This is a genomic window from Pseudomonas sp. PIC25 (genome assembly GCF_002286785.1).
Taxonomy (GTDB): Bacteria; Pseudomonadota; Gammaproteobacteria; order Pseudomonadales; family Pseudomonadaceae; genus Pseudomonas_M.
In genome coordinates this window covers 27,821-51,094 of the sequence record NZ_MUJY01000191.1, presented here as the reverse complement: position 1 = coordinate 51,094, position 23,274 = coordinate 27,821, and the positions used below count along the sequence as shown (strand labels likewise).

The following is a 23,274-nucleotide window of genomic DNA, read 5'->3' as shown; positions in this document are numbered from 1 at the left end:
TAGGTGGGTCTGCCTGGAAGCAGGCCGCTTATGCTATCCAGCTTTCAAAAGGCCTGACAATCAGCGTGACGTTATGTTTTGTTAAGCCAAAATCCGCGTGATCCGGCCCTATCAGCCGGGCTGATGGACGAAGGCCGCTCACGCTGGAGCGGCCTTTGCCAATACAACCTTAGCGGGTACCGCGCCGACGCAGGGCCGACGGCTTGAAGTAACCGTCATCCGGCGTGGCCTGGCTGAAATCGATGGTGCTCGACTCTTCGTTATCCAGGTTCTGCACGTGGTAACGGCGCGCCTGCAGGTCGTGGAACACATCGAGCGCGGACCAAGTGGTCGGCAGGTCGTAGTAGTTCTTCAGATAAGCGATGGATACGCGCCACAGCTCACCACGGCCGTCGTACTGATCCGCCACCGCGATCTGCCAGCTGTCCTCGTCGAGGTAGAGGGTGCGCTTGGAATAGATGTGGCGAGCGCCGGGCTTCAGCGTGCCCTCCACCACCCAGACGCGGTGCAGCTCATGGCGGGTGACCGCCGGATTCAGGTGGCCGACCTGCAGCAACTGGTCGTACTTCACCTCGGGGCTGGTGACCTTGTAGTTGTTGTAGGGGATGTAGATTTCCTTCTTGCCCACCAGCTTCCAGTCATAGCGGTCCGGGGCACCGTTGAACATATCGGTGTCATCGGCGGTGCGCAGGCCGTCTGCGGCGGCGATGGGCGTGTCGTAGGCCAGGTTCGGCGCGCGGCGCACACGGCGCTGGCCGGCGTTGTAACCCCAGGCCTGGCGCGGCTCCTTCACCTGGTCCAGGGTCTCGTGCACCAGCACCGCCCCACCCGCCAGGCGCGCCGGGCTTTTGGTGAAGGACAGGTAATAGAAGAGGATATTGTCCAGGTTGGCGAACGAACCCTTGGGCTCGTAGAACTTGAACAGGGCTTCCTGCTGGGAAGTCACCAGGTTGAACGCACCGTTGCGCTGCACCGCCACTTCCGATGCGCGGCGCACGACATAGGTGCCGCGGTAACGGGCAATGTGGTTCCACAGCGCCTCGACACCGCTCTGCGGGATCGGGAATGGGATGCCGCCGAAGGCATCGGCGAAACCGTTGCCGCCATCCAGCAGCTTAGCGCTGGTCGCGTTTTTCAGCGTGTTGTCATATACCCACTGCGGTGCCGAGCCGGAGCGCCGGCTCTGGTAGACCGGCATCTGGAAACTGTTCGGGTAGGTGGCGAACAGAGCGATCTGGCCGGGTGTCAGGTTCGCCTTGTACTGCTCCAGGTTGGCCTGGGTAATGGTGAACAATGGCTTGTCGCCGGCGAAGGCGTCCGGGTGATGCTGGCCGGGCTTCTTGTAGTCGGCCGGCGGCTGGGTGATGCCGCCGGTCCATTCGGGAATGGTCCCTGCCGCGTTGCCGGCCTTCTCGGCGCCAAACGGGGTCAGGGTGGTTCCCAGCTTGGCCGCTTCTTGCGGCGAAACCGCCGCCAGCGCGCCGCTGGCAGACAGGGCCAGGGCAATCGCGGCGCCGATCAGCGAGTGCTTCTTCAGCATGCTTGTGTTCTCCATGATGAGCCGGGCCTCGCCGGCCCGGCATCTGTGATCGGGATTCAGAGCGAGTACTTGACGTTGACGCCGACGTTATCGCGGTCGCGCCCGGCGTTGTTTTGGCCAGCGCCGTAGAACTCGGTGTATTGCAGTTCGGCTTCGAGGTTGCTCAGGTAGCTGGCGCGAACGCCCAAGGTGTAGGCCTTGCGTCCCTCGATGAAGTTGCCGGTCTGGTGCGAGTTGCCTTCGAAGTCATGCTTGAACACCGCGAACGGCGAGAGGTTGACCCCGGCGTAGACGTCGTTCCAGGTTCCGTTGAGCATCAGGGTGTAGCCATAGGCGTTGCGGTTGACTTGGTCGTCGCGCTCGTAGCCGGAGATATAGGAGCCGTTGCCACGGCCGGCGTAGTAGCGGGTGGTACCGTCGTAGGCGGTGTAGTGCAGGCTGTCTCCGCGCAAGTGCTCGGAGGCCAGCTCGGCGACGCCGAACAGCGAGTCGAAGCTCATCGCCGGGCCGAAGTTGTAGATGGTGCCCAAGGACGTATTGAACGCTTCCACACGCGTGGCGTTATGAATCTGATCGGTGATCTGCACCTGCTGGCCGCCAATGTTGACGGTACGGCCATCGGCCAGCAGTGCCGCCTGGGTCAGCAGGTCACCGAGCAAATCGTTGGTGGCGGCGATGCCGATCGGCATGTTCGGCCGGTAGGCCAGTTCACCGAACACCGACGCCTCGCCCAGCGTGGTATTGAAGCTCATGCCGTACATGCGAATGTCTTCGGCATACTCGCGGCGGCCGTTGACCTGATTGGCCACGTCGACGGCGGCGGCGCCATTGATCAGATCGAGGACGCTCCTTGCACCGGCGTTGCCGGCTGCTGCCGCGACCAGCGCATCATAGGATGCAAAACCACCGAGGCCCGCCAACTGATCGATGTTCAGACCGGCATAGCTGCTATTCAGGTCGGCGTAGATGGTCGGCTCTTTCGCGTGATAATTGACAAAGTAGAAGCCGAACTCAGTGGAGTTCAGTTCCTCGGCAATATAGCGGAAGGCCACGCCGAACTGGCCGTCGTTCTTGGCGTTGATGTCCGAGCCGATGTTGGCGACCTTGAATACGCCGTTGCTGTCCAGGTACTCGGTACCCTGCAAGCCGCCGAAATGGCTGGCAGAGAGCACTGGATAAAGGGACTGGAACGTCGGATTGCTCAAGCCTTCCACGGTGGTATACGCCGTATTCCCCCCCTCCGCGAACAGATCGGTCTCGGAGAAGAAGGTCCCGGCCGGGTCGATCGCGGTCTCCTTCCAGTTCCACTGGTAGAAGGCTTCCATCGACAGGTTGTCGCTCAGGCCGATGTTGAAGCTGAACGCCTCGACCGGCACCAGCACTTCCTTCAGCTCCGCGCCCGGCAGGCGGAACTTGGCGGCATCCACCGGGTTGGTGGTGTTCACGCCGCCCCGGTAGAACACCCCCTCGCCCCAGTTGAACACTTGACGGCCGACCCGTGCCGACAACGGCATGTCGCCCACGTCCCAGTTGCCATAGACATAGGCATCGAGAATCTCGGCGTTGCGCCCGGCGGTGTGGCGGGTGTCGTAGGTGAAGCGATCGTCGCGCGGATAGTTCTGGCTGGGCTGCGCCGGGTCGTTGTTGTCGTAGTAGTCGTTGCGCTTATCCATGATCTGGGTGTCATAGAACGCACTGCCACGCACGAAGGCACCGTAGTTCTCGTAGGTCACTTCCAGGTCGGAGGTGATCTTGAACACTTCGGAGACTAGGCCGGTATCGAAATTCCGGTTGCCGTCGTTGGTGTTGATGTCGTTGTTGGTCTTGTCCTGGCCCTGGACCCGCCACAACTGACCGTAGGACACCGTGGTATCGAGCGAGCCGCTGATCGCGTCGTCGGCGAAGCTGAACTCGACGGCTTGGGCATGCGCCGCCACCAGCAGCGGCACGAGGCCGACGAAAGCGAAGCCGGCTTTCGCCGGTGCGAGAGATAACTTGGACGATTGGATTGCCAGCAAAACCATTACTCCGATGGGCTATTCGTTTTTCTTGTTCGCACCCGCCGAGCGGGTGCACGACGCTGGGCCACCTTGCCGCAGCCGTGGATTGATCGACGGGAGTCCCTTGAACGCGTGTGGATGCGCGCCCCATCGCTGAGGCGACCGACGAGGAGGCCTGGATGATGGCGCCTTGCTGCAACCCGGATGCCAATCGGGTCGTGGAAGGTCAAAAAAACAACCGTTTGGTCAGCTCCACGCGTGACTGGTTGTTCGCTGAACAAAACCGGAGTTCAAACGAGCGTTTTTCTTATTCGTAACACCAGAAAGCGTCGGATTGTCGGACAGGAAATGTCGCACAGAAGGCCATCGCAAGGCTCTAGAACGCCAACTTCCTGAAGGGGCGAAATTCTGGAGCGCACCTCATATTTCCTTTAGTAACAAAAAAGTGTTACCAGCCATCAGCTAGTAACACTTTTTTATAAGACGCGATCACATCCCAAAGAGGGGTCAGGCGAGACTCTTGCTCACCACCTCGTAGACATCGCTGGATAGCTCGCCGGAGGCGAGGATGCGTTCCAGCTCCGCCCGCATGAGCGCCTGGCGCGCGTTGTCATACTTGCGCCAACGGGTCAACGGCGCCAGCAGGCGCGAAGCGATCTGTGGGTTGAGGGCATTGAGCGTGATCACCTGATCGGCGAGGAAGCGGTAGCCCGCTCCGTCGATTCGATGGAAATTGACCAGGTTCTGGTTGGCGAAGGCACCGATCAACGCACGCACCTTGTTCGGGTTCTTCAGGGTGAAGGCAGGGTGCTGCATCAACTGCTGCACGCGCTCCAGACCTCCCGGCAACGGGCTGCCCGCCTGGACGCTGAACCATTGGTCCATGACCAGCGGATCGTCCTTGAAGTAATCGGCGAACATCTCCAGGGCCTTGTCCCGCTCCGCCTCGAACGGCGAATTCACCAGCACGGCCAGGGCAGTGAGGCGCTCGGTCATGTTATCGGCGGACTCGAACTGTTCGATGCAAGCGGCCAGCACATCCTGGCGCTCGCTGAGCATCAGGTACGACAGCGCGATGTTCTGCAGAGCGCGACGAGCGAAGTGCTCGGCCTCGGCGATATACGGGCTTTGCCGCGATTGCTCGCGATTGGCCTGATAGCGCTGCCACAGCGGCTCGAACAGTTCCTCGGCGAGACGCTTGCGGGCGAACTCACGCGCCGCATGGATCGCATCCACGTCGGCCACATCGCTGATCTCGGTGAGATAGGCCTCGCTCGGCAGCGAGAGCATCTCGGCAACCATGGCCTGGTCCAGTTCCCGGTTCTCCAGCACGCTGCGCAGCGCAGTGACCAGCCGTGGGTCCAGCACCAGCGCTTCGCCCCGTTGTTGCTGGCCGATCAGTTCCTGCAACACCTGCACCGACAGTTGCTGGCCGGCATCCCAGCGGTTGAAACCGTCGGAGTCATGCTGCATGAGGAACATCAACTGGTCGCGGCCGTAGGGGAAGCACAGCTTGACCGGCGCGGAGAAGCCCCGCAGCAGAGACGGCAGCGGCTTTTCGGGGATATCGACGAAGGTGAAGGTCTGCTCCGCCTCGGTCACCGAGAGGACCCGGTTGGTCCCCTGGGCTGTTGCCTCCTCCTGGAGGCGCAACGGCAAGTCCCTGCCCTGTCCGTCCAGCAGGCCCAATTCCACCGGAATCACGAAGGGTTCCTTGGTCGGCTGGCCCGGTGTCGGCGGGCAGCTCTGCTTGAACGTCAGGCTGTAGGTACCGGCCGCGGCATCGTAGGCCTCGCTGACATCCAGGCGCGGCGTACCGGCCTGGCTGTACCAGCGCTTGAACTGGGTCAGGTCGACACCGTTGGCGTCCTCCATGGCCTTGACGAAATCGTCGCAAGTCACCGCCTGGCCGTCGTGACGCTGGAAGTAGAGATCGGTGCCCTTGCGGAAGCCCTGCGGTCCCAGCAAGGTATGGATCATCCGCACCACTTCCGAACCCTTCTCGTAGACCGTCAGGGTGTAGAAGTTGGAAATTTCGATGAAGGAATCCGGACGCACCGGATGGGCCATGGGGCCAGCATCTTCGGCGAACTGGTGGGTGCGCAGGTAGGCGACGTCCTCGACCCGCTTGACCGTGCGCGAATTCATGTCGGCGGAGAACTCGGCATCGCGGAATACGGTGAAGCCTTCCTTCAAGGACAACTGGAACCAATCGCGGCAGGTCACGCGATTGCCCGACCAGTTATGGAAATACTCGTGGGCGACGATCGCCTCGACGCGCTGATGGGCGGCATCGGTGGCGGTTTCCGCCTTGGCCAGCACGGCGCTGGAGTTGAAGATGTTGAGGCCCTTGTTCTCCATAGCGCCCATGTTGAAGTCGTTGACCGCGACGATCATGAAGATGTCCAGGTCGTACTCGCGCCCGTAGACCTCTTCGTCCCAGCGCATGGACTTCTTCAGGCTGTTCATGGCGTGCTGCACCTTGTCGATGTTCTCCGGCTCGACATAGATGCGCAGGGCGATCTCCCGCTCGGTCATGGTGGTGAAGCGGTCCTCCACGCACCACAGGTCGCCGGCGACCAGGGCAAACAGATAGGCGGGTTTCTTGAATGGATCTTCCCAGGTCGCCCAATGACGGCCGTCGTCTTCACTGCCGCTGGCAATCGGATTGCCATTGGAGAGCAGGACCGGATAGCGATGCTGTTCGGCGCTCAGGGTGGTGGTGAACTTGCTCATCACGTCCGGGCGGTCGAGGTAGTAGGTGATCTTGCGGAACCCTTCCGCCTCGCACTGGGTGCAGAACATCTTGCCGGACTTGTACAGCCCTTCCAGCGCCGTATTGCTCTCCGGGTGGATGCGCACGCTGCTGTCGATGGTGAAACGCTCGGCCGTCGGTTGCAGGGTCAAATGATCGGCATCGAGCTGGTAGTCGCCGGGTTGCAACTCACGGTCATCCAGCATCAGCGAGAGCAGCTCGAGCTGTTGGCCATCCAGCACCAGCGGCGGCAATTTCGGGTTGCTGGCGGCGCGCTCGGGGTTGCGGCGCATCACCAACTGGGCGTGCACCAGGGTGTGGTCTTCGTACAGCTCGAAGGTCAGGTGCGTCTCGTCGATCAGGTAATCCGGCGCCTGGTAGTCCTTCAGGTAAATGGTTTTCGGCTGTTCGGTACGCATGCGGGCCCCTTCGAGTCAGCTTCATTCGGTAAGTGAAATAGACGCCGGCCATTCCTGCCAGCGCAACAGGCGGTCGGTCAAGACAGGTGGCTGACCGCCATCTGGTAAGCCGTGTATTTGCGGATATTGATGACGCCGGTATCGAACATCAGGTACTGTCCTTTGATGCCCAGCAGCGTGCCTTCTACCAGCGGTTGCTTATCCAGGTCGAAACTGACGATCTTCACCGGGTAGTTCACCACCGGATAACGGATTTCGACTGGCTCTGCATCGGCCAGCGGCTGGATCGCCTGCAGACCGAAGCGCTGCTGCAACGCTTGTAAACCTTCGACACAAGCGTCGAAGAGCTGTTCACGGATCGCTGGCAGGTCCACCGGTGCGGCGTCGCCCTTGAGCAGCGCGCGCCAGTTGGTGCGGTCGGCCACTTGGCTGCGCAACAGGTCCTCCACTAGGCCCGACTGCTGTCGGGTGCTGACTCGCAGGATCGGCAGGGCCTGGGTCGCGCCCTGGTCGAGCCAGCGCGTCGGCAACTGGCTGGCGCGGGTGATGCCCACCTTCACGCCGGACGAGTTGGCCAGGTAGACCACGTGATCGGTCATGCAGAATTGCTCGCCCCAGGCCGGGTCCCGGCAGGTGCCCAGCTCATGGTGGCACTTCTCCGGACTGACAATGCAGTTGTCGCACTGTGGCAGCTTGGTGAAGCAGGGATAGCAATAGCCCTGGCTGAAACTCTTTTTGGTCTTGCGCCCACAGTGGGTGCAGTGAATCGCCCCCAGGTACTCCAGGCGCAGGGTCTTGCCGATCAGCGGATTGACCGGCACCTCCTGCTCACCCAGGCGAAAGGCGTATTGCACCGGCGCGTCCAGGCGCACCGCCATCTTTTCCAGCGCACCGCGTCCCAGCTCGATCATCAGTGCCGGGTATCCGCGGAAGTGAACAGCAGGTTGGGGATCGGTTCGGACTTCGAACCGCACTCCAGGGTACCCATGTAGCCGGTCCGTTCCTCTTCCGGCAGGTTCTGGATTTCCCAGGCGATGACCGCTTGCAGGCTGAGTTCCTTCTGCTCTTGGGTGAGTTTGCGGCCATCCGGCCACTTGCCGATTTCCACGGCGAGCTTGAGGCTCTGATAGATCTCGGGGGTGATGTTTTCGATCATTTCGGCAAAGGACGACATGGCAGCCTCCGGACGACAAAGGGGGCCATTCTAACGGGACGCAGCGGACCGCGCACGGCCGCCGTCCATTGTCATTGCCTATGGCGCAGCCGCGCCAGGGCACCGCCGGTCACCCCGGTCAGGCAGCCAGCCACCAGCCCGCCGACGTGAGCCGCGTTGGCGATGGCGGCGATACCCAGCCACTCGAACACGCCGGTCATACAGACCACCAGCCACACCAGCATCAGCACCACGACGCCCGGCGGCAACCGGTAGGCGGGATTGGGCGCCAGTTTCTGGTACAGCCAACAATGCCCGAGCAGGCCGTAAAGCACGCCGGAGAGCCCACCGAACAGTGAAGGTCCCGCATGCAGGTACTGGACGAAGTTGGACACCAAACCAAAAACCAGGGTCAGGCCGAGCAGCACCAGGTGGCCCTGATGGGCCTCGATCCGCCGCCCCAGCTCCCAGTACCACATCGAATTCATCGCCAGATGGAGAAAGCCGAAGTGCAGCAGCATGGGTGTCAGCAGGCGCCACCACTGCCCAGCAGCCAGGCTGTCGCTCAAGGTGGAGAAGTAAATGTAGCCACCATCGATGCGGAAATCCTGGAAGGTCAACCAACGGATCGCCGCCACGTTGTCGCCCACGAAGGTGAGTGCGGCAACGATCAGCGTCAGCACCAGGACCGCTACGGTGACCGGTTTGCCGCGCAATCGTTGCAACCAGCCTTCGTCGGTCGGTTCGTCGAGTACCAGGGCGGCCTGTGGATCGCCTTCGGGATAACGCGCATAGAGCTGGCGCACCTGCTCCGCCAGCGGTTCATCGGGAACCCAGAGCACCTGCTCGCCGGACTCTTCGCTGACCCGATACGGCACCCGCAGGCGCCGCAACAAGGCGATGAAGGCGCCCAGGTCGACTTCCAACGGCAGCCTCAGTGCTGCGACGGCGCTCATTTCGGCGCCTCAGGCCGCTCTACCTCGACCCAGACGAACTTGCCAGGGTCCAGGCGGGTTTCCTGATCGAGCCGGTAAGCCACCAGTTTTCCGTACATCACCGCGCTGTAGTCCAGGCACGCCAGGTTCGGCCGGATCGGTGCCGGCTTGCCGCTGCGCCAGTAGTGACCAACGAACAACATGGGTTCCTTCGGGCCGTACAGCAGCAGACCGGCCTTTTCGCTCTCGCTCAGCGGTGTCCGTGCCACATGATCGGGCAACGCATCGGGCTGGAACACGATGTCTCCGTAAGTCTGCGGGTTCTCTTCCCAGAACTTGGTGCGGAAGAAGGCACGGGTGAAGCCGTCGTCGCTGGTCAGGGTCAAGCCATGGGGCAGACGCATGTCGGTGCCACGCAGCAGGCGGTCGAAGACCTGGCAGGCGAAACTACCCGGCACTGCAGCGGCCTGGAGGAAATGTTCGTCGATACGCCCATCCGCATAGAGCGCGCGCAGCGGCTCGATCAAGCCAGCATCCCAGCACGCGTGCACCACCCGGAAACGTCCGGCGTCGATGAACAGGGGCAGCTCGTAGAACCAGTCGAGGAACGCTCGCCAATCTTCCGGATGGCCCTCGAACTGCTGCAGCGTCTCGCGGATCAGCCGCTCGTGCCGGGGCGTGTGCTCGCGTACATAGCGGCGCCCGCTACCGGGCGGCGCCGGCGTCGCCCAGCCAAGTACGTTGAACTCGTGGTTGCCCATGATGCACAGCGCCTGGCCGGCCTCGACCATGTCGCGCACCAGATGCAGGGCTTCGCGGATACGCGGGCCGCGGTCGACGATATCGCCGAGAAACAGCGCCATTCGCCGCGGATGCCGCCAGACGCCACCGTGTCGGCTGTAGCCGAGCTGGTCGAGCAGTCGTTCCAGGGTATGCGCGCAGCCGTGCACATCGCCGATCAGGTCATAACTTCGCGCGGGGTCGAGCATGCTCAGTCTCCGCCTCCCAGGCGGCTGCCCCAGCCCAACTTGGTCCTGCAAATTTCGTAGTAGTTATGATCCAGCGGATGAATCAGTCGCAACTTCTGAGGCTTCTTGCTGATGGTCACGGTATCGCCCGGCGCACAAGTGAAGTGGTTTTGTCCGTCGCATGAGACCTGCGGATAGATCTGCATGTTCGGCGATACGACAATTTTAAGTTCACTGTTGCCATCCACCACGATCGGCCGGCTGGACAGGGTGTGCGGGTACATCGGCACGACGACGATGGCGTCCAGCTTGGGGTGCATGATCGGCCCGCCGGCCGACAGCGAATAGGCGGTGGAACCGGTGGGCGTGGCGACGATCAGGCCGTCGGCCTTCTGGCTGCAGACGAACTGGCCATCGATGTGCAGCTCGAACTCGATCATTCGGGTCGACTTGCCCGGATGCAGGACCACATCGTTGAGTGCATCGCCCTGGCCGATGGCCTCCGCATGGCGGCGCACCTCGGCCTGGAGCAGGAAGCGGCTTTCCACCAGGTATTGTCCTTCGAGCACCTCGGCGACCTTGGTTTCCAGCTCGTCCGGACGGATGTCGGTGAGAAACCCCAGGCTGCCGCGGTTGATCCCCAGCACCGGCACCTTGTGTCTCGCCAATGCCCGCGCCGCACCGAGCATGCTGCCGTCGCCGCCGACGACGATCACCAGGTCGCAGACCTCGCCCAGGTATTTCCGCGAGGAGGTCTGCAAGCCATGACCCGGGAGCACTTCGCCTATGGTGTCCTCGAGAATCACGTGCATGTGACGGTCGAGCAGGAATCGCTTGAGCCGGCGAATGGTGTCGAGCACCTGGGAACTGCCCAGGCGACCGATAATGCCGATATTGCGGAATTGCTCCATGGGACTCCTGCAAGAACAAAGGACAGGTGGAGCCCGGATTATGGGCGAAAGGCCTCGACAGCGGCAAACCGGCGCGGCCAACGCGCTCGACAGCGCCGGGCCCCGCTGGGCTATGCTCGCAGCATGCAGCCGATTCCCGTCGCCCCCAACCTGCTTCCGCACCTGCGCCAACCGCGCGTGCGCGACCTCGCCTGGGCTTTGCTCGCCCCACCGCTGCTGCAGACCACACCATGGCCGCAGCGGCATCCGCTGAGCGCCAGCGACTGGGCACGTCAACCGGAACGACTCGAAAGCTGGCTGCTGGCCCTCGACCGGGACAGCTCAGCCCTGGATGCCTGGCTGGCGCAGGGGTCTATCCGCCGCCTGGGGCTCTATTACGAGCGGCTCTGGCAATTCGCTCTCAGCCAGGCACCCGGCGTCGAGCTGCTCGCCGCGAATCTGCCGGTCCGGCTCGCGGGGCAGACGCTCGGCGAGTTCGACCTGCTGATACGCGACCACGAAGGCGTCCATCACCTGGAGCTCGCCATCAAGCTCTATCTGGGACCGCCGGCCGGCGATGGGCACGACCCCAGCCATTGGCTCGGCCCCGGCAGCCATGACCGGCTGGACCTGAAGCTCAATCACTTGGTACGGCATCAGCTGCCGTTGTCGGCCAGCCAGAGCGGGCGCGCCGCCCTGGCGGAGCTTGGCATCGAGCAGGTGACGGCCGCACTCTGGCTGGGCGGCTATCTGTTCTACCCCTGGCAAAGGCGCTGCGAACCGCCCGCCGGCGCCAATCCGCTGCACCAACAGGGACGATGGCTGTTCCATCGGGACTGGCCGGCATTCTCCGCGGAACACGCCAGCGGACGCTGGCACCCCCTGCCCCGGCATGCCTGGCTGGCGCCAGCGCGCTACACGGCCAACGAGCTTCCTGAGAGCATCGAGCTACTCGCCTGGCTGGCGGCGCTCGGCCCGCTGTCGCCGCCCTACCTGCTGGTCAGATTGGAGGAAAACGCCGCGGGCGAGTGGATGGAGGCGGAGCGTGCTTTCCTGGTGAACGATGGCTGGCCCCGGACGGGAGACCATGAGAACGGCGACCTACCGCCAGCCTGAACCACGCCATTGAAGCGAGCTCTCAGCGGCTCCGCTCGGTTCGTCCACCGGAGCGGGCCAAGTATCCTGCCCCGCTCTCACAGAGCAGCCCTTCGCGCTGGAGCGCTGGCAAGGCATCCAGCCCGTCCCGCAGGGCATAGGTTTCGAAACCCAGTTGCGACAGCAGAAACACTGCATTGGCGCTGCGTTTTCCACTGTCGCAATAGCACAGATAAGTGCGCCCCTTGTCCAGCAGACGGGCCTTGAGGCGCAGCAGGTTCAGCGGCATGTTCAGGGACGAAGGTGCATGGCCGCGCTCGTACTCGTCCTGAAGCCGCACGTCCAGCCACTGGGCACCGGCCTCGATCATGCGCTCCGCCTCGCCCAACGAGACCTCGGCTACCACCGGTGCCTTCAACAGCGCGAAGAAATCCTGGCGATCCAGACGCAACACGACGCCGTCTTCCAGCAGGGTGACAGTGGCATTGCGCGGCCGGTCAGAGAGCAACGCTTCTTCACCGAAACAGGCACCGACCTCCAGCTCGGCCAGCACCTGGGGCTTATCGGACGAATGACGGAGCACTTCGGCCCGACCAGTCTTGAGGAAGTAACAGCAATCGCCCGCCTCGCCCTCACGCAGTACGGTACTGCCGGCTGGCAGTTCGAGCCGGTGCAAGCGTCCCAGCATGGCGCGGACGTTGGTCGGAGGAACCTTGGCGAACAGCGGGTTCTCCAGCAACGACTCCAGCCACTCGACATCCTCCCCACCCTGCTCCAACTCGAGCAACAGGTCCTGATAGGCCAGGCGCCAAGTCAACAGCCGGCTCAGCGCCACACTATCCAGCGCCAGCACACTGGCGTCGGTCAGTGCCCGCGCCTCGTGCAAACGCGGCAGGCTGGGTGAAAGCGGATGACAACTGGCCTCGCTGCCGGCAACGATCCGTTGTACCCGCCCTTGTGCATCCTGCAGCGACAGCTCGCCCGCCAGCAGGTAGTAGGTCATCCGCGACTGGTCGCCTTTTCGGAATAGCGTCTCACCCGCCAGCAACGGTTGCGGCACCATCTGCCCGCGCAATTCGCGCCACTGGTGCTCGGACAATACGTTCAGCGGCGTCAGACTGCGCAATTGCTCAGGATTCAAGGGTTCGTTCATGGTGACGTCGAGTTCGCTGGTCATGGCTGAGTGTAGCCGGGCGGATGTCCGACCGATGCCGACAAGGACCGACGGCCCTGCATCCCACCGGTGTGCACGAAAATCACGCGAGTGCCGGACGCAAGGTAACCGGCCTCGACATGATAGCGCAACGCCATTAATGCCTTGGCAGTATACAGGGGCTCCAGCGGCAGACCGCTTGCTTGCTCGCTGTCGAGAAGAAACCGCGCCAACTCATCATCCAGCCTGCCGAAGCCGCCCCGACAAGCCTCCAACAGGTTATAGCCCCGGTCTGCTGCTCCCGCTTCATCGAGAATCGCACGGATGTTGGTCGCTACACCGTGATCGGCCGGAACCGCCATGGCACCGAATACGGGGCGAGCCCCCGCCTCGGCAAGCACCAGCCCGGCCAGGGTCGTGCCCGTCCCGGCTGCCAGCCACCAGAGGTCATAATCCTTCCAGCCGACGCCTCCCAACCGGCCCCGGACGTGTTCCGCCAAGCCCGTACAGCCGAGCGCCCCGGCCAGACCACCGCCCCCTTCCGGTACCGGACGCAGACCGGGATAGCGTTCACGCCACCTATCCCAGAAACCGTCCTCATGACGCGCCCGGTAACCGCCATAACCGAGCCAGTGAAGTTGCATGCCAAAGGCATGCAGATCCTCCACGGTCGGCGTTTCCTTCGCCTCTCCGCGCAACAGCCCGACGGTTGGGAAACCGAACCGTTTGCCGGCGGCGGCGAGGGCATGCAGGTGATTGGAATGGGGGCCACCCAGGCTGATCAGTCCTTCGGCACCGGCGTCCGAAGCCGCGATGAGGTGATGGGCCAGCTTGTACCACTTGTTGCCGGAAATCAGCGGATCGATCAGATCCAGGCGCAACACCACAACCTCGACTCCGGCCCGCTCCAGCCAGCCGAGATGCAGGCGCTGGAGCGGTGCCTCCAGTTGCGGCAGGGAACGAGGAAGCAAAGGTCTAGCTGACGGTACGCAGGCGGGCGCTTGCCTTGTGCCGGGTACAGCAATTGGACTCGCCGGACACGAAACGGCTCGGCGTATCGATGCGGTCGATCGGCATGGCGCAACGCTCTCCGCTCGGCAATGTCGCATCGCAGGTGGGTTGCTGATAGTGCGCCAGCCACTCACGGTACTGCGTCTCGGAGACAAAGCACTTGGCCGCGGCATAAGCCATGGGGTTGTCCTGATAGCGGGCGATGTCCTGCAGCGGAATGGTGAGGTGACCCGCACCGGGGTGGTAGACGACGAAGACCACACCGAGTTTGGCCAGCCGTTCCAGAATATGGTCGCCACCTTCGCTGGCGAAGCGGTCACGCTCCTGTTGCAGGCGCTCTACGTCCTTCTGCAACTGGGCCTGCTGCTCGCTGCGGTAGGCCAGTTCCACGTCGCGGATCGCCAATTGCTCCTTGTATTCCGCTACCGCCGCAGCGACCCGCACCTTCAATTCCTGATCGAACTGGCTGCGCAGGATGTCGGACTCGGTCCGTCCGTGACGCTCCATCGCGCGCATCTGCTCGGTCATTTCCTCACGGGTCTTCTGGATGCTGTCGGCCTGCGCCTCGAGCTGCGCCTTGAGGTTGGCATTCAGCTCTTCCTGCTGACGCAAGCCTTGATGCAGACGCTGGATTTCCGCCTGCAATTGCTTGCGCTGCTCCTCCGCCGCCAGGCGGAGCTTGGCCAGTTCCTCTTCGTGCTGCTGGCCCAGGCTGGCGATGCGCAGACGCTGCTGCTTGATGAGTTGCGCGGTTTTCAGCCGGTGTTCCTGGTCCAACTGTTCGGCCAGTTTGTCGGCCGACTCCTTCGCGACATCCGGCGCGTACCACTTGTCTTCCGGGGCCATTTGCAGGCGCTCCGGCGCGACGGCCTGGGGCGTATCATCCTCGACCAGCAAGCCGAGGTTATTGCGCTTGGCCGCATCGCGAAGAATGACCAGATCGTTCTGCCCCGGCGCCAGGCTAGGGTCCCACAAATGCATCTGGTGCCAGGACACCGGGCACTGGCTGCGACAGGCCAGACGGATCGGCCCGGCCCCCAGGTCGGGGCCACGGCCGGCACGGTCGGCCAGATGGCGCAACGGGATGTTCCAACCGGAGTCGGCGCCTCCCTTTTCGTCGAAATCCAAGTAGAAGAAGACAGCGGCCCGCACCATGAGACGGGGGTTGATCAGCAGATAGGCCGCACGCATTTGCTGATCGGCGAACTCGGGGATATTCACCACACCATCGAGTACAGCCTCGAACTCGGGAAAGAGCATTTCCTTACAAATGCCGCGCTCGCCGAAGAACATGACGGCTTCGACCATCTGCGGCTTGTTCTGGATGCTCATCGATTTCCCTCGTAGGCCAGCCCGGCAAAATCCCCGACACCAAGTCAGCGGATAATTCGCGCCTTAGAAACTGGCGCTATCTCGTTGTCCTTGCAAGTCTAGGGGAAAAAGCGAAGCGGGCAATGTGACCGGGTTAGCAGTACGCCGGCCTGTCCTGCCCAGCGGAAAGGAACGACAACGAAAGCTGTGAAGAGTTCCGTAGCCATGGCCGCCGATAATCTGCCAGCGATCCAAAAAGAAAACGCCCCATCATCGGGGCGTTTGAACAGTGACGCGAATATCCGTCGACCGGATTACAACGCTGCAGCCAGACGCGAACCCTGATTGATGGCTCGCTTGGCATCCAGTTCCGCGGCGACATCGGCACCGCCGATGAGGTGGACCCGCTGCCCCGCAGCCACCAGCCCATCGTACAACTCGCGCAGTGGCTCCTGGCCCGCGCATACGATAATCGTATCCACCGGCAACACCTGGGGCTCGCCTCCGGCGATACGGACATGCAGGCCGGCGTCGTCGATCTTGAGGTATTCCACCGAGTTGAGCATCTGAACTTGCTTGTTCTTCAGGCCAGTGCGATGAATCCAGCCGGTGGTTTTGCCCAGGCCGTCACCGACCTTGGAGGCCTTGCGCTGCAGCAGGTAGACTTGGCGCGCCGTCGGGTGCGGCTGCGGGCGCACACCCGCAACGCCCCCCCTCGCCTCCAGCGCCGTGTCGATCCCCCATTCCTTCCAGAACGCCTCGCGGTTCAGGCTGCTGGCCTCGCCCTGGTGCGTGATGAATTCCGACACATCGAAACCGATACCGCCCGCGCCAATCACCGCAACGCGCTGGCCGACCGGCTTGCGCTCGAGAATGGCGTCCAGGTATCCGATCACTTTCGCATGCTCGATACCGGGAATCTCCGGAGTGCGAGGCTTGATCCCCGTTGCCAGGATGATCTCGTCATATCCGCCAGCAGCCAGACTCTCGACATCGACCCGGGTATTCAACCGAACCTCGACGCCAGTGGTTTCCAATTTACGCTTGAAGTAACGCAGGGTTTCGTAGAATTCCTCCTTGCCCGGCACGCGCTTGGCAACGTTGAATTGCCCACCGATTTCGCCCGCCGCATCGAACAGAGTGACCTGATGCCCACGCTCGGCAGCGACGGTGGCCGCCGAAAGTCCCGCCGGACCAGCCCCGACCACGGCGATCTTCTTCATCGTCACGGTCGGGATGTAATTCAGCTCGGTTTCATGGCAGGCACGCGGGTTGACCAGGCAACTGGTCAGCTTGCCGCCGAAGGTGTGATCCAGGCAGGCCTGGTTGCAGCCGATACAGGTGTTGATCTCGTCGGCGCGACCTTGCGCAGCCTTGTTGACGAAGTCCGGATCGGCCAGGAACGGACGCGCCATCGACACCATGTCGGCATCGCCCTCGGCCAGCACCTGCTCGGCCACTTCGGGGGTATTGATGCGGTTGGTAGTGATCAGCGGAATGCCGACCTCGCCTCGCAGCTTGGCGGTGACCTTGGTGAACGCCGCTCGCGGCACCTTGGTGGCGATGGTCGGGATACGCGCCTCGTGCCAGCCGATGCCGGTATTGATCAGGGTCGCCCCAGCGGCCTCGATCGCCTTGGCCAGCATCACGATTTCGTCCCAGGTGCTGCCTCCCTCGACCAGATCGAGCATCGACAGCCGGTAGATAATGATGAAGTTCGGCCCTACCGCCTCACGGACGCGACGGACGATCTCCACCGGCAAGCGCATGCGATTTTCGTAGCTGCCGCCCCAGCGATCCGTGCGATGGTTGGTGTGAGCGACCAGGAACTGGTTGATGAAGTAACCTTCCGATCCCATGATTTCGACACCATCGTACTCGGCACGCTGGGCCAGTACGGCACAATTGACGAAGTCGGCGATCTGCTTCTGGATGCCCTCCTCGTCCAGCTCCCTGGGCTTGAACGGGTTGATCGGTGCTTGGATGGCACTTGGCGCCACCAGTTTCGGGCTGTATGCATAACGCCCCGCATGCAGGATCTGCATGCAAATCTTGCCACCCGCTTCGTGCACCGCCTGGGTAACGATCCGGTGCTTCTCCGCTTCTTCGACGGTCGTCAGCCTGGCCGCCCCCGAATAGACACCACCCTCTTCGTTCGGGCCGATGCCACCGGTCACCATCAGACCGACACCGCCACGGGCCCGCTCGGCGAAGTAGGCAGCCATCCGCTCGAAGCCATCGGATTTCTCTTCCAGCCCCGTGTGCATCGAGCCCATCAGGGTCCGGTTGCGCAGGGTCGTAAAGCCCAGGTCGAGAGGCGCAAGCAAGTGCGGGTAGGTGGCGTCGGTCATCTTCGTTCTCCGAATCGGCTGTCACGGGCGCTCGCCTCTATGGGCGAAGTCGATGAGGGCAGACGATAAGGAGCGCACTCTTTCGACTCAATGATCGAAAGTGACAACTTATTGATCGAAATGCACAGCCACGCTTGGCAAGTCCCTGGCATATGCCTACCCTGTGGCGCATATGCGCAAGATCTCCGCTCTTCTCGTCCTCGTCATCCTTGCCGGATGCCTCGCAGCCTTTCTGGTCTGGGCCGAACGGCGCCCCTCCGCCCATTACCTGTCCGATCTCCGCAGCACGATCGACACGGAGCCAAGACCCATCGACGCGGAAGCCAACATCCTGTCGATCCGCCCGGAACTCTTTCCGCTGGACTACCAGAGCCCGGACCACTTGCGACTGAAGTTGGTCGCCGCCCTCGACCGCGCCAAGGCCGAAGGACTCCTTGATGCCAACACACTGGTGGCACTCCCCGACCATATCGGCACCTGGCTGCTGGCACGAGACGAAAAGGTCGAGTTCTATCGCGCCCGAAGCCGCCAGGAAGTCCGCAACTGGCTGCTTCTCGGCAACCCCCTGCTGGCGATCAAGGCCCTGGTTCTGAACCTCGATGCCGATCGCCTGGATGAAGCCCTTCTCAGGATGAAAGCCGAGCAGATGGCTGCGGACTATCAGCAATTGTTCTCCGCCCTCGCCCGCGACTACCGCATCACGCTGCTGGCCGGCTCCATGTTGCTACCCGAGCCGTACCTGCAGGACGGCCGACTGCGCAGCGGCAACGGCCCCCTGCGCAATCTCAGCCTGGTATTCGGGCCTGACGGTGAAATTCTCGGCGATCTCTACAAGGAGCCCTGGCCCTGGCGCCCGGACAGCGGCCACACGCAGCAGGTGCAGTTGGGCGAGCGCCATCTTAGCGTCGAACGGGACTGGAGCCCCGGCTACCCGCAGACTGCCCTGCGCGGGCCGGATGGCGAACCGGCAGGCGCCCCGCTGTTCCTTCGCGGAAAGCTGAGCTGGCCGATCGGCGGCGCCTCCCGCAACATCGAACTGACTCCCAGCGCCGCCCCCCAAATGAGCACTGCGCCGGGCAGCCATCTGCTCAATACCTGGATAGGGCCTCGATGAAAGCGCAGCGGGTTCGCCTCGGCGACCTCTCGGCGGGCTTCGTCCATAGCTTGGCCGATACCGTTCGAGAACACGGGATCGATCCAGCGCCCCTTTTGGAACAATACGGACTGGACCCGGTGCGCCTGGGAGAATCCCGGGCCCGCCTCTCGATTCCACGCTACATGCGGCTCGGCCACGCGGCGATCCAACTGACCGGTAACGCAGCAATCGGTCTCTCGATGGGCCGGCTCAGCCGGCTCAGCCAAGTCGGCCTGGCAGGCGTAACCGCAGCACAGGCTCCCACGGTTCGCGAAGCGGCACGCGCACTGATCCGCTTCGAGCCGCTCTATGCCTCGAATTATCGTGGACACTCCAGCTTTCACGAGGATGCCGGGGGCGCCTGGCTTCGCTTCTATTCCATCAGCCCGTACAACAACTACAACCGCTTCGTAGTGGACTCGGTGCTATCCAGTTGGATTTTCCAACTCGGCTTCCTGGCCCGGCAGTCCCTTCGCGTGGAAAAAATCGAGATCGAATTTCCCGCTCCAGGCTATGCCGAGCGGTACATCGAACTGCTTGGCTGCGCGCCGGAATTCGGCGCCAAGGAAAATCAGCTGCGCCTGGATCAAACGAGCCTGGCGCTACGCAACCCGGAACACTGCCCGAGCACCTGGCGCCAGTTGCTGGAAATCTGCGAAAGAGAGTTGGAGCAGCAGACCCGCACTCGAAGCCTGCGCGAACGCATCATTCAATTGCTCGGCCCGCTACTCAACGGACGCGAGCCGGACCTCGAAGAAGTAGCCGCACGACTGCAACTACCCACTTGGACGCTTCGTCGCAAGCTGGCCGAAGAAGGCACCCAGTTCCGCAGCATCCTCAACGACACTCGTCGCGACCTGGCGATGACCTACATCCGCGATACGGAGCTTGCCTTCGGCGAAATTGCCTATCTGCTCGGCTTCGCCTCTGCCGAAGCCTTCCAGCGCGCCTTCAAGCGCTGGAGCGGACAGACGCCTGGCGAATTCCGCCGCGCCCAGCGGCAAGCGGGGTGATCAGAGCTCGGTGGCGTCGTCCGCCGGCTCGACAGGGTCCTGCTCGAAAGCATGGTATTCGAGGAGCTCTTCTTGATAGTCGTCCATAGGGCTTTCTCCTGTGCTGTTGGAATTTCAGAAAACAAAGACCATGCCAACAGGCTAAGGTGCCCAGATGAACAAAAAATGAATGTGGAATGCAAGGCACAAAGAAAAAGCCCCCAGGTATTGCTACCTGAGGGCTTTCGATGTGGCGCAGCGGACGGGACTCGAACCCGCGACCCCCGGCGTGACAGGCCGGTATTCTAACCGACTGAACTACCGCTGCGCGTCGGCTGGACTTTCGTCCGTTTCGCAAGACCTTGGTGGCTGATGACGGGATCGAACCGCCGACCCCCTGCGTGTGATGCAGGTGCTCTCCCAGCTGAGCTAATCAGCCGATCGCCTTGCGAGGCGCGCAATTTACGCAGGCACCGAAGGTAAGTCAACACCCTGCTTGAATTTTTTCTTGAGAAGCGGAAACCAGGAAGCCGATCGGCTCGCACGCTCGACAGGCACATTCAGCATCTTCCAACGCACCGGATTGGCGCAGCCAAGAATATCCAAGCCCCAATCGTGATCATCCGGCCCGCCCTGCCCCATACTCCGGACGATGTCCGCCAAAACAGGCACGACTTGAAACCGTAACAACCAACACGTATCACGGCCTTGCCGAAACGAGCGCCAGCCCGAGCCGGGCATCCAATATGTGCTGTCTCACCGCGAGCCGACGCATGACACCCGCTACTCTATGTGTCGCGTCAAGCACCCGGACGGGGTGCTGCTCGAGACGCACGAGCTGTTATGATCGATACGCGATCCAACATAACTACAACGTTTGCCGGAGTGATTCCTTTGCCCTTTGCAGGTGCCCCGCGCTGGCTGCAGCTACATGCGCCCAAGCTGGTCGGTGCGGCATTGATATTCGCCATGTGCGTCAGCCTCGCCTGGCAGACCGCCGGATGGATACGGCTGATGCGCGCGCCCACCCAGACTGTCGCCACCGATACCCCTGTCATTCATAGCGCGCCCGTGCTGGAACGATTGGAGCCTTTGTTCGGTCCTAGCAACGCAGTTGCCGGCAATGCACCACCGCCCGCGACCAACCTGCGCCTCACTTTGCATGGCAGCTTCGTGCATGCCGACCCGGAACGGTCCAGTGCAATCATCCAGAGCGAAGGAGGCAAGCCGCAGCGTTACCGGGTGGGCGCCGAACTGGAAGGCGGCATACGCTTGCATGCGGTCTATCGTGATCGCGTCGAGATCGAGCGCAACGGGCGATTGGAAACACTGCCATTTCCCGCTGCCCGATCGGGGTCCGGCCCCGCCAATTACCTGATGGAAGAGTCGCTCGACCATACCGGGCAAATGAACACGCTGGAGCAAGAGGACGCCGAACTGCTGCGCGAACGGATGGAAGCACTTCGCGAACAAATGGAGGCGGCCGGTAGCGCGCCCGAGGATCACCCGGAGGAGACATCGCCGCCAGAGGATATGCCGAGCGACTCCGACACCGAACAGCCCATGGAAAGCGACTGAACCGATGCCTCTGACTTTTCCCCGTCTGACCCTAGCTCTCTTCATGGCCGGCGTGAGCGCTGTTTCGCAGCCGCTGCTGGCCGCCCCGCAAGCCGCCCCCAGCGGCATCACGCAGAATGACGAGCGCTGGACGATCAACCTCAAGGATGCTGATATCCGTGCGTTCGTCGATCAGATTGCGGACATTACCGGCGAAACCTTCGTCATCGATCCACGGGTGAAAGGCCAAGTCAGTGTCATATCGAAAGCCCCGCTAACGCTGAGCGAGGTCTATCAACTGTTCCTCTCGGTCATGGCCACCCATGGCTTCAGCGTGATCACCCAAGGCGATCAGGCGCGTATCGTACCCAACGCCGAAGCCAAGGCCGAAGGCGGTATTGGTGGCCAAGGAGCCCCCGACAAGCTGGAAACCCGCGTCATCCAAGTTCAGCACGGCACGGCGGCAGAACTGATCCCGCTCATCCGCCCACTGGTTCCGCAGTACGGCCACTTGGCGGCAGTGACTTCGGCCAACGCCCTCATCATCAGCGACCGCAGCGCCAACATCGCCCGCATCGAGGATCTGGTGCGCCAGCTCGATCAGAAGGGTTCGGACGATTACAGCGTCATCAACCTCCAGTACGCCTGGGTGATGGATATCGCCGAAGTACTGAACAATACGGCCAACCGCGGCCAGGCCAAGGGCGGCACCGGCACACAGGTCATCGCCGACTCCCGCACCAACCGCCTGGTTCTGCTCGGTCCGCCAGCCGCACGTGCCAAGCTTGCGGAACTGGCCCGCTCCCTGGACACCCCGACGACCCGCTCGGCCAATACCCGGGTGATCCGTCTCCGACACAACGATGCCAAGGCCCTGGCCGAAACCCTCGGGCAGATATCCGAAGGCCTGAAGACACCGGAAGGTGGTGGCGGCGAAGCCGCAGCAGGAAAGCCCCAGAACATCCTGATACGCGCAGACGAAAGTCTCAACGCCCTCGTCCTGCTTGCCGACCCGGACCTGCTGGCGCCCCTGGAAGACATCGTGCGCCAGCTCGACGTACCGCGTGCCCAGGTAATGGTCGAAGCCGCCATCGTCGAAATTTCCGGCGATATCTCCGACGCACTGGGCGTGCAGTGGGCGGTAGATGCCCGTGGCAAGACCGGCGGCCTCGGCGGCGTCAACTTCGGCAATACGGGGCTTTCGGTGGGAACCGTGCTGAGCGCGATCCAGAGTGGAGAGATACCGGACGACCTGACACTGCCCGATGGCGCCATCGTAGGCATCGGCACCGACCATTTCGGTGCCCTGATCACCGCCCTGTCATCCAACAGCAAGAGCAACCTGCTCTCGACCCCGAGCCTGCTGACGCTGGACAACCAGAAGGCGGAAATCCTGGTCGGCCAGAACGTCCCCTTCCAGACCGGCTCCTATACCACCGACTCGTCCGGCTCGAGCAACCCGTTCACCACCATCGAGCGCAAGGATATCGGCGTTACCCTCAAGGTCACGCCTCATATCAACGAGGGGGCTACCCTTCGCCTCGAACTCGAGCAGGAAATCTCCTCCATCGCCCCCAGCACCTCGCTGAACGCACAAGCCGTTGACCTGGTGACCAATAAGCGCTCGATCAAGAGCACCATCCTCGCCGAAGACGGCCAGGTCATCGTGCTTGGCGGCCTGATCCAGGACGATGTCACCCGCACCGACTCCAAGGTCCCGCTGCTGGGCGACATTCCCTTCCTGGGCCGGCTGTTCCGCTCCACCAAGGATCAGCACGTCAAACGCAACCTGATGGTTTTCCTCCGGCCCACCGTGATTCGCGACGCAGCAGGACTCGCAGCGCTATCCGGGAAGAAATATGGGGACATACGCGTGCTGGATGACGATGCCAGCCGCAACAGGCCCAGCATCCTGCCGAGGAACCCGACCCAACTGTTCGACGGTGGCCAGGGCGAACCAGCTATCGACGTGCGCCCGCACGATCAAAAACCGTAAGACGACCAGGGAA

Annotated in this window: 17 protein-coding genes and 2 tRNA genes; 5 read left to right on the top strand and 14 right to left on the bottom strand. The window is 62.6% G+C overall.

Features of this window, described 5'->3' with window-relative positions; translation table 11 throughout:
* Window positions 1–169 precede the first annotated feature (169 nt).
* From BZL41_RS27095 to BZL41_RS27060, 8 genes are all read right to left on the bottom strand, one after another.
* Complete coding sequence (locus BZL41_RS27095) at window positions 170–1,540, bottom strand: DUF1329 domain-containing protein (protein WP_095602133.1); 1,371 nt, start codon at window positions 1,538–1,540, stop codon at window positions 170–172.
* Window positions 1,541–1,596: 56 nt separating this feature from the next.
* On the bottom strand, window positions 1,597–3,555 hold the full coding sequence (locus BZL41_RS27090; RefSeq protein ID WP_095602224.1) for a DUF1302 domain-containing protein: 1,959 nt from the start codon (window positions 3,553–3,555) through the stop codon (window positions 1,597–1,599).
* A gap of 492 nt (window positions 3,556–4,047) precedes the next feature.
* Window positions 4,048–6,714, bottom strand: coding sequence for an aminopeptidase N (gene pepN, locus BZL41_RS27085; protein ID WP_095602132.1), 2,667 nt, complete (start codon window positions 6,712–6,714; stop codon window positions 4,048–4,050).
* 77 nt (window positions 6,715–6,791) lie between these two features.
* Window positions 6,792–7,625, bottom strand: coding sequence for a DUF2797 domain-containing protein (locus tag BZL41_RS27080; protein WP_095602131.1), 834 nt, complete (start codon window positions 7,623–7,625; stop codon window positions 6,792–6,794).
* Window positions 7,625–7,888, bottom strand: a complete 264-nt coding sequence (locus BZL41_RS27075; protein WP_095602130.1) for a YeaC family protein — start codon at window positions 7,886–7,888, stop codon at window positions 7,625–7,627. The genes BZL41_RS27080 and BZL41_RS27075 overlap by 1 nt, the downstream gene beginning before the upstream one ends.
* 71 nt (window positions 7,889–7,959) lie before the next feature.
* A complete protein-coding gene (locus BZL41_RS27070) occupies window positions 7,960–8,823 on the bottom strand; it encodes a rhomboid family intramembrane serine protease (protein ID WP_095602129.1) in 864 nt (287 codons plus the stop codon).
* Window positions 8,820–9,791: a metallophosphoesterase gene (locus tag BZL41_RS27065; RefSeq protein ID WP_095602128.1), complete on the bottom strand. Its 972-nt coding sequence runs from the start codon at window positions 9,789–9,791 to the stop codon at window positions 8,820–8,822. The genes BZL41_RS27070 and BZL41_RS27065 overlap by 4 nt, the downstream gene beginning before the upstream one ends.
* A 2-nt stretch (window positions 9,792–9,793) precedes the next feature.
* Window positions 9,794–10,681, bottom strand: coding sequence for an NAD(+) kinase (locus tag BZL41_RS27060; RefSeq protein ID WP_095602127.1), 888 nt, complete (start codon window positions 10,679–10,681; stop codon window positions 9,794–9,796).
* A 123-nt stretch (window positions 10,682–10,804) separates the two neighbouring features.
* On the opposite strand from BZL41_RS27060, the gene BZL41_RS27055 reads away from it, so the two are divergent.
* The gene (locus BZL41_RS27055; protein ID WP_095602126.1) at window positions 10,805–11,776 is read left to right on the top strand and encodes a DUF1853 family protein; all 972 of its coding nucleotides are present in this window, start codon (window positions 10,805–10,807) and stop codon (window positions 11,774–11,776) included.
* 22 nt (window positions 11,777–11,798) lie between these two features.
* Here BZL41_RS27055 and BZL41_RS27050 read toward each other — a convergent pair whose 3' ends face one another.
* From BZL41_RS27050 to BZL41_RS27035, 4 genes are all read right to left on the bottom strand, one after another.
* On the bottom strand, window positions 11,799–12,908 hold the full coding sequence (locus tag BZL41_RS27050; RefSeq protein WP_095602223.1) for a cyclic nucleotide-binding domain-containing protein: 1,110 nt from the start codon (window positions 12,906–12,908) through the stop codon (window positions 11,799–11,801).
* 20 nt (window positions 12,909–12,928) lie between these two features.
* On the bottom strand, window positions 12,929–13,879 hold the full coding sequence (locus tag BZL41_RS27045) for a 1-aminocyclopropane-1-carboxylate deaminase/D-cysteine desulfhydrase (protein ID WP_095602125.1): 951 nt from the start codon (window positions 13,877–13,879) through the stop codon (window positions 12,929–12,931).
* Window positions 13,880–13,883: 4 nt separating this feature from the next.
* The gene (locus BZL41_RS27040; RefSeq protein WP_095602124.1) at window positions 13,884–15,251 is read right to left on the bottom strand and encodes a chromosome partitioning protein ParA; all 1,368 of its coding nucleotides are present in this window, start codon (window positions 15,249–15,251) and stop codon (window positions 13,884–13,886) included.
* A 293-nt stretch (window positions 15,252–15,544) separates the two neighbouring features.
* Entirely contained in the window at window positions 15,545–17,581 is a 2,037-nt protein-coding gene (locus tag BZL41_RS27035; protein ID WP_095602123.1) for an NADPH-dependent 2,4-dienoyl-CoA reductase, read from the bottom strand.
* A gap of 172 nt (window positions 17,582–17,753) precedes the next feature.
* Between BZL41_RS27035 and BZL41_RS27030 the strand changes: the two genes are divergently transcribed.
* Window positions 17,754–18,695 (top strand): hydrolase, encoded by a 942-nt coding sequence (locus BZL41_RS27030; protein WP_095602122.1) that lies wholly within the window; start codon window positions 17,754–17,756, stop codon window positions 18,693–18,695.
* Window positions 18,692–19,729, top strand: coding sequence for an AraC family transcriptional regulator (locus BZL41_RS27025; RefSeq protein ID WP_095602121.1), 1,038 nt, complete (start codon window positions 18,692–18,694; stop codon window positions 19,727–19,729). The genes BZL41_RS27030 and BZL41_RS27025 overlap by 4 nt, the downstream gene beginning before the upstream one ends.
* Window positions 19,730–19,959: 230 nt before the next feature.
* Here BZL41_RS27025 and BZL41_RS27020 read toward each other — a convergent pair.
* Together BZL41_RS27020 and BZL41_RS27015 are read right to left on the bottom strand one after the other, a co-directional pair.
* Window positions 19,960–20,036 (bottom strand) — tRNA-Asp (locus BZL41_RS27020).
* Between the two features lie 35 nt (window positions 20,037–20,071).
* A tRNA-Val gene (locus tag BZL41_RS27015) sits at window positions 20,072–20,147 on the bottom strand.
* A 404-nt stretch (window positions 20,148–20,551) separates the two neighbouring features.
* On the opposite strand from BZL41_RS27015, the gene BZL41_RS27010 reads away from it, so the two are divergent.
* Window positions 20,552–21,286, top strand: a complete 735-nt coding sequence (locus BZL41_RS27010; protein WP_174706209.1) for a type II secretion system protein N — start codon at window positions 20,552–20,554, stop codon at window positions 21,284–21,286.
* Between the two features lie 4 nt (window positions 21,287–21,290).
* Window positions 21,291–23,261: a type II secretion system secretin GspD gene (gspD, locus tag BZL41_RS27005; RefSeq protein WP_095602120.1), complete on the top strand. Its 1,971-nt coding sequence runs from the start codon at window positions 21,291–21,293 to the stop codon at window positions 23,259–23,261.
* Window positions 23,262–23,274 lie beyond the last annotated feature (13 nt).